The sequence below is a fragment of the Kineosporia corallincola genome (assembly GCF_018499875.1).
GTDB classification, from domain to species: Bacteria; Actinomycetota; Actinomycetes; order Actinomycetales; family Kineosporiaceae; genus Kineosporia; species Kineosporia corallincola.
In genome coordinates this window covers 183782-197068 of sequence record NZ_JAHBAY010000003.1, presented here as the reverse complement: position 1 = coordinate 197068, position 13287 = coordinate 183782, and the positions used below count along the sequence as shown (strand labels likewise).

11 protein-coding genes are annotated in these 13287 nt (G+C 69.1%); 9 read left to right on the top strand and 2 right to left on the bottom strand.

Annotated features, from left to right (window positions below):
- Positions 1 to 624 precede the first annotated feature (624 nt).
- The 6 genes from KIH74_RS08090 (at position 625) to KIH74_RS08065 (ending at position 6691) form a co-directional block, all read left to right on the top strand.
- Positions 625 to 1776, top strand: a complete 1152-nt coding sequence (locus KIH74_RS08090; protein WP_214155186.1) for a branched-chain amino acid ABC transporter substrate-binding protein — start codon at positions 625 to 627, stop codon at positions 1774 to 1776.
- Between the two features lie 119 nt (positions 1777 to 1895).
- A complete protein-coding gene (locus KIH74_RS08085) occupies positions 1896 to 2945 on the top strand; it encodes a branched-chain amino acid ABC transporter permease (protein ID WP_214155185.1) in 1050 nt (349 codons plus the stop codon).
- Between the two features lie 3 nt (positions 2946 to 2948).
- Positions 2949 to 4247 (top strand): branched-chain amino acid ABC transporter permease, encoded by a 1299-nt coding sequence (locus KIH74_RS08080; RefSeq protein WP_214155184.1) that lies wholly within the window; start codon positions 2949 to 2951, stop codon positions 4245 to 4247.
- A complete protein-coding gene (locus tag KIH74_RS08075) occupies positions 4244 to 5080 on the top strand; it encodes an ABC transporter ATP-binding protein (RefSeq protein ID WP_214155183.1) in 837 nt (278 codons plus the stop codon). The genes KIH74_RS08080 and KIH74_RS08075 overlap by 4 nt, the downstream gene beginning before the upstream one ends.
- Positions 5077 to 5841 carry an ABC transporter ATP-binding protein gene (locus KIH74_RS08070; RefSeq protein WP_214155182.1) on the top strand — a complete coding sequence of 255 codons (765 nt, stop codon included), beginning with the start codon at positions 5077 to 5079 and terminating at the stop codon, positions 5839 to 5841. Before KIH74_RS08075 ends, KIH74_RS08070 begins: the two co-directional genes overlap by 4 nt.
- 196 nt (positions 5842 to 6037) lie before the next feature.
- Positions 6038 to 6691 (top strand): GNAT family N-acetyltransferase, encoded by a 654-nt coding sequence (locus KIH74_RS08065; protein ID WP_214155181.1) that lies wholly within the window; start codon positions 6038 to 6040, stop codon positions 6689 to 6691.
- Between the two features lie 48 nt (positions 6692 to 6739).
- Here the strand turns inward: KIH74_RS08065 and KIH74_RS08060 are convergent, their stop codons facing one another.
- The gene (locus tag KIH74_RS08060) at positions 6740 to 7168 is read right to left on the bottom strand and encodes a hotdog fold thioesterase (RefSeq protein ID WP_214155180.1); all 429 of its coding nucleotides are present in this window, start codon (positions 7166 to 7168) and stop codon (positions 6740 to 6742) included.
- On the opposite strand from KIH74_RS08060, the gene polA reads away from it, so the two are divergent.
- Positions 7167 to 9908 (top strand): DNA polymerase I, encoded by a 2742-nt coding sequence (gene polA, locus KIH74_RS08055; RefSeq protein WP_214155179.1) that lies wholly within the window; start codon positions 7167 to 7169, stop codon positions 9906 to 9908. The genes KIH74_RS08060 and polA overlap by 2 nt on opposite strands.
- A gap of 21 nt (positions 9909 to 9929) precedes the next feature.
- Here polA and KIH74_RS08050 read toward each other — a convergent pair whose 3' ends face one another.
- A complete protein-coding gene (locus tag KIH74_RS08050; RefSeq protein ID WP_214155178.1) occupies positions 9930 to 10757 on the bottom strand; it encodes a class I SAM-dependent methyltransferase in 828 nt (275 codons plus the stop codon).
- Positions 10758 to 11097: 340 nt separating this feature from the next.
- Between KIH74_RS08050 and rpsA the strand changes: the two genes are divergently transcribed.
- Both rpsA and coaE read left to right on the top strand, forming a co-directional pair.
- Complete coding sequence (gene rpsA, locus KIH74_RS08045) at positions 11098 to 12582, top strand: 30S ribosomal protein S1 (RefSeq protein ID WP_214155177.1); 1485 nt, start codon at positions 11098 to 11100, stop codon at positions 12580 to 12582.
- 81 nt (positions 12583 to 12663) lie between these two features.
- A complete protein-coding gene (gene coaE / locus KIH74_RS08040) occupies positions 12664 to 13263 on the top strand; it encodes a dephospho-CoA kinase (RefSeq protein WP_214155176.1) in 600 nt (199 codons plus the stop codon).
- Positions 13264 to 13287: the final 24 nt, after the last annotated feature.

Here is a 13287-nt window from a genome sequence, read left to right as displayed (position 1 = left end):
AACGGCTGAGCACGCGAACGGCTGAGCAACGCGGACAGCTGAGCAACGTCAGCGTCGGCCTCTGAGCCACGCCTGACCGACGCCCGGATACGTTCGGGCACAGAACGGCGCTCCGGCGGGCACCTCGTGAACCGTCCGGCGCACGACTCGTCCCCGGGATCATCGATCCCGGGGACGTTCTGCTTTGCCGGCCCGTTAGTGCTGGTGAATTCATCCGATGATTTATGTTGATGCAGGTGGGGTGCCCGAACGGGCATTTCGTCGTCCTAAAAGATTTGTTTCAAGATGCTCAAACAAAAGCTCAAATCGGACACATTCCTGAAACATGGATACCGCTGAAAGGGCCTGTGGCCAAAAGACATCCGCCGATACAGCCATCTACCGGTGAATCGTTGCCGAGCCTTGACCATTCGCAAGAACAACCGCCCTTCCGGCGTCACAACGCAGTGGTAATTTCACGCCCCATCAGCGTCAGAGCGCTCGGCTCCGGCCGTGGGGAAGAGGTACGACATGGGGAAACCGGTTCGCGCATTAGCTGTCGTCGCTGTTGCCACGCTTGGCATTGCGGCGTGTGGCGGCGGGTCGAGTGACGAGGGCAGCGGTTCCGGCGACGGCAAGACTCTGGTGATCTCCACCGACCTGCCGCTGCAGGGCGCCTCGGCCGACGCGTCCACCGACACGAACAACCTGATCGAGCTGTACCTGGACTCGATCGACCACAAGGCCGGCGACTACACGGTCGAGCTGAAGAAGTACGACAACTCCACGGCCGCCGCCGGTCAGTGGGACGAGGCCACCTGCGCCGCCAACGCCCAGGAGCACGTCGCCACCGCCAACGAGGTCGCCGTGATGGGTGAGTTCAACTCCGGCTGCACCAAGCTCCAGGTGCCGGTGCTGAACCAGGACCCGGACGGCCCGATGCTCCAGGTCTCCCACGCGTCCACCAACCCCGGCCTGACCAAGGCCTGGGAGCAGGGCGAGCCGGAGAAGTACGCGCCGAGCGGTGTGAAGAGCTTCGCCCGCGTCGTCACCACCGACGACTACCAGGGCACCGCGGCGGCCGACTTCGCCAAGGAAGACCTCAAGGTCACCAAGTGCTACATCCTGAACGACAACCAGACCTACGGTCAGGGCATCGGCAAGGCCTTCCAGGCGCAGGCCGAGAAGATCGGGATCCAGATCCTCGGTAACGAGGCCTACGACCCGAAGCAGCCGAACTACACCGCGGTGTTCAACAAGATCAAGTCGCTGAGCCCCGACTGCATCTACTTCGCGGGCATCTACGACAACAACGGCGGCCAGCTGCTGAAGGACAAGGTCGCGGTCCTCGGCGACAACGAGAAGGTCAAGACCCTCTCCCCGGACGGCTGGACCGGCTACCCGGACCTCGACGAGCAGAAGGAGGCCGAGGGCCTCTACGCCACCTTCGCGGGTCTGGCGTCCGAGCAGCTCGCCGAGCAGGAGGGCGCCGCAGCCGACCTGCTGAAGTCGTTCGAGGAGAAGTACGGCATGCAGCCGCGCACCAGCTACGCCCTCTACGGCGTGGCCGGCGTGCAGGTGATCCTCGAGGCGATCGAGAAGTCCGACGGCACCAAGAAGGGCGTGCGTGACGCGGTCTTCGAGGGCGACGGCATCACCATCCCGGCGGAGGAGTCGGCCACCGGTAAGGAGATCCACATCGACCCGGCGTCCGGCGACACCACGGCCAAGGACATCTCCGTGCTCCAGGAGCAGGACGGGGCACAGAAGTTCCTGAAGGCCCAGCCGGTCGAGTGACCGCCTGAACCCGGGTGGGGGACCTCGTGAGAGGTTCCCCACCCGGTCCGCGTTCCGGGCCCGTGCGCGGGCCCGCCAGAACGAGCCGCACCCCGCCTCGTCCGTGAAAAGAGCTGTCCATGACCCAAACCGCGGTTGCCGCGTCCGAGGTCAAGCCACGTCGGCTGCCTCGCGAGATCGCCCTCACCCTGACCGGATACACGCTTCTGGCGCTGGTCCTGCTGTGGGCGCTGTTCCAGCTGATCACCAAGCCGACCGAGTTCGCCCAGCTGTTCATCGCGGGCCTGGGCAACGGCGCGCTGTTCGCGCTGATCGCCCTCGGCTACACGATGGTCTACGGCATCATCGAGCTCATCAACTTCTCCCACGGTGACCTGTTCATGCTGGCCACCGTGCTGTCCGGCATCGTCTGCGTGAGCTGGTTCAGCGTCGACTCCTTCACCCTCGGCGCGGTCGGGGCGGTGGCCCTGGCGCTGGTTCTGGCGATGGCCGCGGCGGCGGCCCTGAACGTGGCCGCCGAGCGGATCGCCTACCGCCGGTTGCGGCGGGCGCCCAAGCTCGCCCCCCTGATCACCGCCGTCGGCCTGAGCTTCGCCTACCAGTGGTTCGGCCAGCGCCAGTTCATGACCGGCTCGACCAGCAAGCAGTGGTCGACGATGTTCGGCAGCGACGGCTTCAACATCGGCGACATCCGGGTGCCCTACACCACGGTCATCGTCATCGCCGTCACCATCCCGCTGCTGCTGCTCATGGTCTACATCGTGCAGCGCACCCGGGCCGGCAAGGCGATGCGCGCGGTGGCGCAGGACCAGGACGCGGCCCGGCTGATGGGCATCGACGTGGACCGCACCATCGCGTTCACCTTCGCCATGGGCGGCGCGCTGGCCGGTGCGGCCGGCCTGCTCTACCTCCAGTCGATCGGTACGTCGAACTACAACCTGGGCTTCCGCCTCGGGCTGATCGCGTTCGTCGCCGCGGTGCTCGGTGGCATCGGCAACCTCCAGGGCGCCGTGCTCGGAGGCTTCATCATCGGCATCCTCCAGGGCCTGAACGACGGTCTGGGCCTGGGCCAGCAGTGGTCGCAGACGGTGGTCTTCGCGCTGCTGATCCTGCTGATGGTGTTCAAGCCCGAGGGCATCCTCGGGTCACCGACGACAGAGAAGGTGTGAGGGATGACGACCACGCCTGAAATCACCACTCCGCCGAAGGAACTCAAGCCGGCCAAGGTCGGCTCGCGGTCGTCGATCGCCTGGCCGCTGGGCTTCCTCGGGGTCGCCGTCCTGATCTTCGTGCTGAACCAGTGGATCCTGCCGGAGGCCAGTGCCGACGTGCAGAGCGGCTTCCGCGAGTGGCTGCCGATGTCGGCGGTGAACGAGGCCGTGCTGTGGGCGATCTTCGCCCTGGGCCTGAACATCGTGGTCGGGTACTCGGGTCTGCTCGACCTGGGCTACGTGGCTTTCTGGGGCATCGGCGGCTACGTGGCCGGCTGGCTGATGGCGCCGTTCGCCAACCAGGTGGCGCCGCAGTGGAACAACCTGAAGATCAGCGTCTGGGGGCACCCGCTGCCCGGCCAGGACTACGGCATCCACCTGAACTTCTGGCTGGTGCTGATCATCGCCGCGGTGGTCTGCGCGCTGGCCGGTGTGGTCATCGGCGCCCCGACGCTGCGGCTGAAGAGCGACTACCTGGCCCTGGTCACCCTGGGCTTCGGCGAGATCCTGCCCGAGGTGTTCCGCAACGGTGAGCGGGTCGGGCCGAACGGCGCCTGGAACATCACCAACGGCACCAAGGGCATCACCCCGGTCGACCAGATCGGCACCGGCCCGTTCCAGCTCATCCCGGGTGTGCCAGACCTGCTCGGCCCGTTCGACCTGACCTGGAAGTTCATCGTCTACGGCGGTCTGCTGGCGCTGGCGATGTTCGTCTCGCTGCGGATCCGTGAGGGCCGGCTCGGCCGGGCCTGGCTGGCCATCCGGGAGGACGAGCTGGCGGCCAGCATGATGGGTGTGCCGCTGATGCGCACCAAGCTGTCGGCCTACGCGGTCGGCGCCTCGTTCGGTGGTATCGGCGGTGTCTGCTATGCCACCCACGTCGGTGGTGTGCTGGCCGACCGGTTCACCTTCTCGGTGTCGATCATCCTGCTGGCGATGGTCGTGCTCGGCGGCATGGGCAACGTCTGGGGCGTCACGATCGGTGCGCTGGGTCTGGCCTGGATCAACTCCACCGGGCTGAGCAAGTTCGGCGACGTGTACAACGACGTCACCGGCGGCAACGTCAACTTCGCCTCGCACAACTTCCTGATCTTCGGTGCGGTGCTGGTGCTGTTCATGCTCTTCCGGCGGGAGGGACTGATCCCGGAGACCCGCACGAAGCAGGTGCTACAGGAGCCCGAACGCGGCGAGATCGAGTCGCTGGGCGCCGAGATGGAAGGCACCGCCGAGGACACGGCGGCGGAGGGAGCACACAAATGACCACCACCGCGTCCGAGCAGGCCACTGCCGCGACCGCCCCCGCGGTGGCCCTGGAGGCCAACCACATCACGGTGCAGTTCGGCGGTCTGACGGCGGTGAACGACGTGTCGTTCACCGTGCCGGAGAAGTCCGTCGTCAGCCTGATCGGCCCGAACGGCGCCGGTAAGACCACGTTCTTCAACGTGCTCACCGGCCTGTACCGCCCGACGCTGGGCAACGTCGAGCTGGCGGGGCGCACCGTCACCGGCCTGCCGGTGCACAAGATCGCCTCGCTGGGCCTGGCCCGCACGTTCCAGAACATCCGGCTGTTCAACCTGATGACGGCCGAGGAGAACGTGATGGTGGCGATGCACAGCCACCTCAAGGCGGGCATCTTCTCCACCGTGCTGCGCACCCCCGGCCAGCGCCGGGAGGAGCGCGAGGCCCGCGAGTTCGCCCGCGAGCTGCTGGATTACGTCGGCATCGGCAAGACCGCCGACGACTACGCGCGCAACCTCTCCTACGGTGACCAGCGGCGTCTGGAGGTCGCCCGGGCCCTGGCCCTGCGCCCCAAGGTGCTGCTGCTCGACGAGCCGACCGCCGGCATGAACCCGCAGGAGTCGGCACAGTTCGTCGAGTTCATCCGGAAACTGCGCGCCGACCGCGACGTCTCGATCCTGCTGATCGAGCACGACATGAGCGTCGTGATGAAGGTCAGCGAGCGGGTCACGGTGCTGGACCAGGGCGCGAAGATCGCCGAGGGTCTGCCCGCCGAGATCCAGTCCGACCCGCGGGTGATCGAGGCGTACCTGGGCAAGACCGGTACCGAAGAGGGTTACGGAGGCGACCTGTGAGCACCCCTACCGACGCAGCTCCGGCCCAGCCCGGCGTCCGCAAGGCCGGCGAGGATCTCCTCACCGTCACGGATCTGCACGTCTACTACGGCAACATCGCCGCGGTGAAAGGCGTTTCGCTGTCGGTCAAGCAGGGTGAGATCGTCACCCTGATCGGCTCGAACGGCGCGGGCAAGTCCACCACGCTGCGCACGATCTCCGGGCTGCTGCGCCCGCGCACCGGCACGGTCACCTTCGAGGGGAAGTCGCTGGTCGGCATCCCCGGGCACAAGGTGGTCGGGCACGGCATCTGCCAGTCCCCGGAGGGCCGGCGGATCTTCCCTAGGATGAGCGTGGAGGAGAACCTCGAGCTCGGGGCCTTCCTGCGCAACGACAAGGAGGGCATCGAGGCCGACAAGACCCGCGTGCTCGACCTTTTCCCGCGTCTGAAGGAACGCATCCACCAGAAGGCCGGCACCATGTCGGGCGGTGAGCAGCAGATGCTGGCCGTCGGCCGGGCGCTGATGGGCAGCCCGAAGCTGCTGCTGCTCGACGAGCCGTCGATGGGTCTGGCCCCGGTGCTGGTCGACCTGATCTTCGACACCATCCGGACGATCCGCGACCAGGGCACCACGGTGCTGGTGGTCGAGCAGAACGCGCTCGCCGCGCTGCGCATCGGTGACTACGCGTACGTGCTGGAGTCGGGTCACCTGAAGCAGGAGGGCGTGGCCCGGGAGATGCTGAAGGACGACAGCATCGTCAAGGCGTACCTGGGCGGCTGACACCCGCTCCGCCTGCCGGATGATCCCGCCACCGATCGGTGACGGGATCATCCGGCTTTGCCGATTTTTCGCATTCCGTCCGCCTGATTCGATCAGGTTCGCCATGATGTGCACGGCCGTGGCGTTGTCCCGGTCCGGCGCCAGGCGCCGTGGGGAACCGGGGCGGGAGCCCCGGACGGGCGGCCAGGAGGCCACAGTGTCCCGAGCACCGGTCGAGGCCAGACGGATCGAGGTCCGGCGAGCGACGCCGGGCGACGCGGCCGAGGTGCTGGCGCTGTGGGCGCGCAGCGCGGCCGAGGTGGCGCGGCAGCCCGGCCGGCGCCCGGTCGTCCCCCCGCCCGACACCCGGGGGCAGGGTGGTCAGGGTGTGGCCCGGCTGGCCCAGGTCATCGGCGACGGTGAGCTGGAGGTGCTGGTGGCGCGCGCCGGCGGCCGGGCGGCCGGGTTCCTGGTGATGCGCGAGACCCCGCTCGACGTGCTGGCCGGCACCAGGGCGCTGTGCATCGACGAGTTCTACGTGCCCGGCGCCGAGCGCCGTCACGGGGTGGGCCGGGCCCTGCTGGCCCACGTGGCCGGCCAGGCCGAGCGGCTCGGGGTGGAGCAGATCGTCGCCGGGGTGCCGGCCTGGGCCCGGGACACCCACCGCTACTTCGCGCGGCTCGGGTTCGCGCCGGTGACGGTGCGCCGGGCCACCACCGCGCCCGCTCTGCGGCGCCGTCTGGCCGGGGCCGACGAGCAGCGCGGCGCGCTGGAGAACCTGCTCTCGCGACGGCGGTCGCTGCGTGCCCGGGCGCGCAGGCGGCCCGGCGGTGGGGACGTCCTGGACGACGACGCGCCGGCGACCGCCTGAACCGGTGGACGACGGGGAGGCCGCAAAACCTCCGCGTCGTCCATGATTTCAGCTCTTCTTCGCCGGATCGGGCAGGAGCATGCAGGTGAGGCGGGACGAGCAGACCCGGCGGCCGGCCTCGTCGGTGATCGCGATCTCGTAGGTCGCGGTACTGCGCCCCAGGTGCACCGCCTCCGCGGTGCCGGTGACCACGCCGGAGCGCACGCCCCGGTGGTGGGTGGCACTGATCTCCAGCCCGACGGCGACCAGGCCCATGGTGCCGGCGTGCACGTTCGCCGCGACCGAGCCGACGGTCTCGGCCAGCACCGCCGACGCCCCGCCGTGCAACAGGCCGAACGGCTGCGTGTTGCCCTCCACCGGCATGGTCGCGACCGTGCGCCGGGCGGTCGCCTCGACCAGCTCGATGCCCATTCTCTCGTGCAGCGCGGCGGCGAAAACCGCACCACCGGCCGTCGGGGAATCAAGGTTGTCGGACATGGGCCATAGGGTGTCAGACGTGAGTGAGACAACGACTCCTGGGGCTGGCACCCGGCCACGGCTTCTTCTGATCGACGGGCACTCGCTGGCCTATCGCGCCTTCTACGCGCTGCCGGTGGAGAACTTCTCCACCGCCACCGGGCAGGTGACCAACGCCGTGTACGGCTTCACGTCGATGCTGATCAACGTGCTGCGTGACGAGGCGCCCGATCACGTCGCCGTCGCCTTCGACGTCTCCCGGCAGACCTTCCGCACCGAGACCTACGCCGAGTACAAGGGCAACCGGTCCAAGTCGCCGGAGGAGTTCGGTCCGCAGGTCTCGCTGATCAAGGAGGTGCTGGCCGCGCTGCGCGTGCCGGTGCTGGAGAAACCCGGTTTCGAGGCCGACGACATCATCGCGACCCTCGCCACCCAGGCCGGTGAGGCCGGCTACGAGGTGCTGATCTGCTCCGGCGACCGCGACACCTTCCAGCTGGTGCGCGACAACGTCACGGTGCTGTACCCCACCCGCGGCGTCTCCGAGCTGTCCCGCATGACGCCCGCGGCGGTCGAGGCCAAGTACGGCCTGCCGCCCGAGCGTTACCCCGACCTGGCCGCGCTGGTCGGCGAGACCAGCGACAACCTGCCCGGCATCCCGGGGGTCGGCCCGAAGACGGCGGCGAAGTGGGTCGGGCTGTACGGCGACCTCGACGGCATCGTGGCCGGCGCCGACCAGATCAAGGGCAAGGCCGGGCAGGCCCTGCGCGACAACCTGCCCCAGGTACTGATCAACCGCCAGGTCAACCAGCTGGTGCGCGACGTCGAACTGCCGCTGGCCCCGGCCGACCTCAAGCTGCCCGGCTGGGACCGTGAGGAGGTGCACCAGGTCTTCGACGGCCTGGAGTTCCGGGTGCTGCGCGAGCGCCTGTTCGCCACCCTGGCCTCGCCCGAGCCGGAGGCCGAGGAGGGCTTCGACCTGGCCGCCGAGAAGCTCACCGGTGCGGCCGTCGCCAGCTGGCTGACCGCGAACACCGGTGCAGCGGTGGGGGTCACGGTGCTCGGCAGCTGGAAGGCCGGGCACGGCGACGCCACCGGCATCGCCGTCGCCGCACCCGAGCCCGCCCCCGGCAAACCCGGCCCGGCGGCCTACGTCGACCTGGTCGAGGCCGACGCCGAGGCGCTCGCCGCCGTCACCGCCTGGCTGGCCGACGCCTCCCGGCCCAAGGTGCTGCACGACGCCAAGGGCCCGCTCACGGCGCTGTCCGACCGTGGCCTGGCCGTCGAGGGCATCATCGGCGACACCGCCCTGGCCGCCTACCTGTGCCTGCCCGACCAGCGCAGCTACGACCTCGCCGACCTCACCGTGCGGCACCTCGGCCGGCAACTGAAGGCCGAGGAGGCGCCGGTCAACCAGCAGCTCACCCTCGACATGGACGACACCGCCGGCCCGGACGAGGCCGACCTCGCCATGGTCCGGGCCCGCGCGGTCATCGACCTGTGGGGCGCGCTCCAGTCCGACCTGGCCGCCCGCAACGCCTCCGGCCTGCTCACCGACGTCGAGCTGCCGCTGCTCGGCGTGCTGCGGGTGATGGAGCAGCACGGCATCGCCATCGACCAGGACGCCCTCGGAGCCCTGGACAGCTACTTCGCCGCCGCGGTGGCCGATGCCGCCAAGCAGGCGTTCGAGGCGATCGGCAAGGAGATCAACCTGGGCTCGCCCAAGCAGCTCCAGGTGGTGCTGTTCGACGAGCTCGACATGCCGAAGACCAAGCGCACCAAGACCGGTTACACCACCGACGCCGAGGCGCTGGCCGACCTCTTCGCCAAGACCGAGCACCCGTTCCTGGCCCACCTGCTGCGTCACCGCGACGCCACCAAGCTGCGGCAGACCGTCGAGGGCCTGCTCAAGGCGGTCGGCGACGACGGCCGGGTGCACACCACCTACCTCCAGACCATCGCGGCCACCGGGCGGCTGTCCAGCACCGAGCCCAACCTCCAGAACATCCCGGTGCGCACCGAGGAGGGCCGGCGCATCCGCGAGACCTTCGTCGTGGGGCCAAACTTCGAGTGCCTGCTCACCGCCGACTACTCGCAGATCGAGATGCGCATCATGGCGCACCTGTCACAGGACGAGGGCCTGATCGAGGCCTTCCGCAGCGGCGAGGACCTGCACCGCTTCGTCGGCAGCCGGGTGTTCTCGGTGGAGCCGGCCGACGTCAACGCCGAGATGCGCAGCAAGATCAAGGCGATGAGTTACGGCCTGGCCTACGGTCTTTCGGCGTTCGGCCTGTCACGGCAGCTGAACATCCCGGTGGACGAGGCGAAAACCCTGATGGAAGACTACTTCGACCGCTTCGGCGGGGTGCGCGACTACCTGCGCGGAGTGGTCGACGAGGCCCGCCGCACCGGTTACACCGAAACCATCCTCGGCCGCCGCCGCTACCTGCCCGACCTGGTCAGCGACAACCGGCAGCGCCGTGAGATGGCCGAGCGGATGGCCCTGAACGCGCCGATCCAGGGTTCGGCCGCCGACATCGTCAAGGTCGCCATGCTCGAGGTCGACCGCAAACTCCGTGAGCAGGGCCTGCGTTCGCGCATGCTGCTCCAGGTGCACGACGAACTCGTGCTGGAGGTCTCGGCCGGCGAGCGCGAGCAGGTCGAGGAGCTGGTGCGGGCGGGCATGGCCGGTGCGGCATCGCTGAACGTGCCGCTCGACGTGTCGGTGGGCGTGGGCCGCTCGTGGCACGAGGCCGCGCACTGACGCGGTCCGCCGAACGCAGGGTCACAACTTGGTGGGGTGCTCCAGCACGGCGACGAAGATCGCGGTGCCCGGGATGAGCCGGCCGCGCAGGGGGCTCCACGAACCCCAGACCCGGTCCACGCCGTCCGGCCACTCCGGCTCCACCAGGTCGACGAGCCGGAACCCGGCGGTGGCGAGTTCACGCACCCGGTCGCCGATCGTGCGGTGGTGCTCGGAGTAACTGACGACGCCGCGATCGTCGGTCTCCACGTAGGGCGTGCGGTCGAAGTAGGGACGGCGGACGGTGAGTCCGCCCTCACCGCCGTCGTCGGGGAATGCCCATCGCACCGGATGGGTGACGGAGAAGACCCAGCGCCCGCCCGGGCGCAGCACCCGGGATACCTCGGCGTGCACCCGTTCCGGGTCGGCGACGAAGGGGAGCGCGCCGTAGGCGGTGAAGACGATGTCGAAGGAGTCGTTCGCGAACGGGAGCACGCGGGCGTCGGCGACCACCCGGGCCGGGAGCGCCGTCGGAGAGGTGGCAGCCGTGGGCGCGGCGTCGTGCGCGCGCAGCATCCCGGCTGAGATGTCGGTGGCGACCGCCCGGGCGCCCTGGCTCTTCAGCCAGGCGCTGCTGTCGGCGCTGCCGGCGCCCACCTCGAGCACGTCCCGGCCCGCCACCGCGCCGAGCAGGCCGGCGTCCGCCTCGTCGAGCAGCTCCGGGCCCCAGACCAGCCGACCGGTCAGGTCGCCGGCGTGCTCCAGCTGGTACTCCGCGGCGTTCTCGTCCCACCAGGAGCGCCCGGCCCGGGCGCTCTCCTCGGGGCCGGCGTCGCGGTAGCCGGCGGTGCGCAGATCGGGTGCGGTCATGGCGGCATCCAAGCGTATGGACGCCGGCGGCTCGCGTTCGTGGTTCGGGCCCAGGTCCCCGTGCGTCCGGGGCCGGCATCGGGGCCCACGGCCGCGGCCAGGGGGTCGATGGTCAGGGCGCGTCCCGGACCCGGGCGTGTCGGCGTGGGAGCGGCTTTGCCCCGCCTTCCCGCGGGGGATAGGCTAAGGAAGGCGCAACTAGGCTCATCCGTCGTTCGTGATCGGCCGAGGTAACACCGACCGGTTCGAGCGCTCCTGAGGTCCTCCCGAAGGTCTGGGAGTCCTTGCGCCGGTGTCCATGTCCCATCTATTCAACAGTCCGCATCGGAGCCCCTACTTTATGACCACCAGCACGGCCGAAAAGGCGAGCACCCCGCAGATCGCGATCAACGACATCGGCAGCGAGGCCGACTTCCTCGCCGCCATCGACGAGACGATCAAGTACTTCAACGACGGCGACATCGTCTCTGGCACGATCGTCAAGGTCGACCGCGACGAGGTGCTGCTCGACATCGGCTACAAGACCGAGGGTGTCATCCCCTCGCGTGAACTCTCGATCAAGCACGACGTCGACCCCAACGAGGTTGTCACCGTCGGCGACGAGGTCGAGGCTCTTGTTCTCCAGAAGGAGGACAAGGAGGGGCGCCTGATCCTCTCGAAGAAGCGTGCCCAGTACGAGCGTGCGTGGGGCACCATCGAGAAGATCAAGGAAGAGGACGGCATCGTCACCGGTACGGTGATCGAGGTCGTCAAGGGTGGTCTGATCCTCGACATCGGGCTCCGCGGCTTCCTCCCGGCCTCGCTGGTTGAGATGCGTCGCGTCCGTGACCTGCAGCCCTACGTGGGCAAGCAGATCGAGGCCAAGATCATCGAGCTGGACAAGAACCGCAACAACGTGGTCCTGTCCCGCCGTGCGTGGCTCGAGCAGACCCAGTCCGAGGTGCGCCAGACCTTCCTGCAGACGTTGCAGAAGGGCCAGGTCCGCTCCGGTGTGGTCTCCTCCATCGTCAACTTCGGCGCCTTCGTCGACCTCGGTGGGGTCGACGGTCTGGTGCACGTCTCGGAGCTGTCCTGGAAGCACATCGACCACCCGGGTGAGGTTGTCGAGGTCGGCCAGGAAGTCACCGTCGAGGTCCTCGACGTCGACATGGACCGCGAGCGCGTGTCCCTGTCGCTGAAGGCGACCCAGGAAGACCCGTGGCAGCAGTTCGCCCGTACCCACGCGATCGGTCAGGTCGTGCCGGGTAAGGTCACCAAGCTGGTGCCGTTCGGTGCGTTCGTCCGCGTCGACGAGGGCATCGAGGGCCTGGTCCACATCTCCGAGCTGGCCGAGCGCCACGTGGAGATCCCGGAGCAGGTCGTCCAGGTCAACGACCCGATCTTCGTCAAGGTCATCGACATCGACCTGGAGCGTCGTCGGATCTCCCTCTCGCTGAAGCAGGCCAACGAGGCCGGCTCCGGTGCGGGTGCCGAGACGTTCGACCCGGCTCTCTACGGTATGGCCGCCGAGTACGACGAGGCGGGGAACTACAAGTACCCCGAGGGCTTCGACCCGGAGACCAACGACTGGCTGGAAGGCTTCGAGAAGCAGCGCGAGGAGTGGGAGCAGCAGTACGCCGCCGCCCACGAGCGCTGGGAAGCCCACCGCGCCCAGATCGAGACCGCTCGCGTGGCCGAGGCCGAGGCCCGCGCCGCGGGTGTCGACGAGGCTCCGGCCAGCAGCTCGAGCTCGAGCTACTCCAGCGAGCCGGCGGCGGCCGAGGGTACCCTCGCCACCGACGAGGCGCTGGCTGCTCTGCGCGAGAAGCTGACCGGCGGCGCCTGATCGTCGGCGGTTCTGCCTGATCCGGAAGCCCGGTCCCTCCTCACGGAGGGGCCGGGCTTCCGGCGTTCTACACTGCGGCCCATGGTGCGAACCGCTCTCACCGGAGGCATCGGGGCCGGCAAGTCCACGGTGTCCCGCCGGCTGGCCGATCTCGGCGCGATCATCATGGACGCCGACCTGATCGCCCGCGAGGTGGTCGAGCCCGGCACCAGCGGCCTGGCCGAGATCGTGTCCGTGTTCGGCGAGAAGATCCTCCGGGACGACGAGAGCCTGGACCGGCCCGCCCTCGGCAGGATCGTCTTCGCGGACGACGAGAAGCTGGCCCGGCTGAACGCCATCGTGCACCCCCGGGTGGCGGCGCGGATGGCCGAGATCGTGCGGGCCGCACCGGCCGGCGCGGTGCTGGTGTACGACGTGCCGTTGCTCGCGGAGAACCCGGACCGAGCCACGTACGACCTGGTCATGGTGGTGTACGCGCCGCTGGAGGAGCGCATCCGGCGGCTGGTCGACGACCGCGGGATGAGCCGTGAGGACGCCGAGGCCCGCATGCACGCCCAGGCCACCGACGAGCAGCGGGCAGCGATCGCCGACGTCGTGCTGGACAACTCGGGGTCGCTCGCGGCCACCCTGGCCCAGGTGGACGCCTGCTGGCGAGACCGGATCGAGCCGTTGCGGCAGTAGGCGGAACAAGACTGTCGGTGGTGG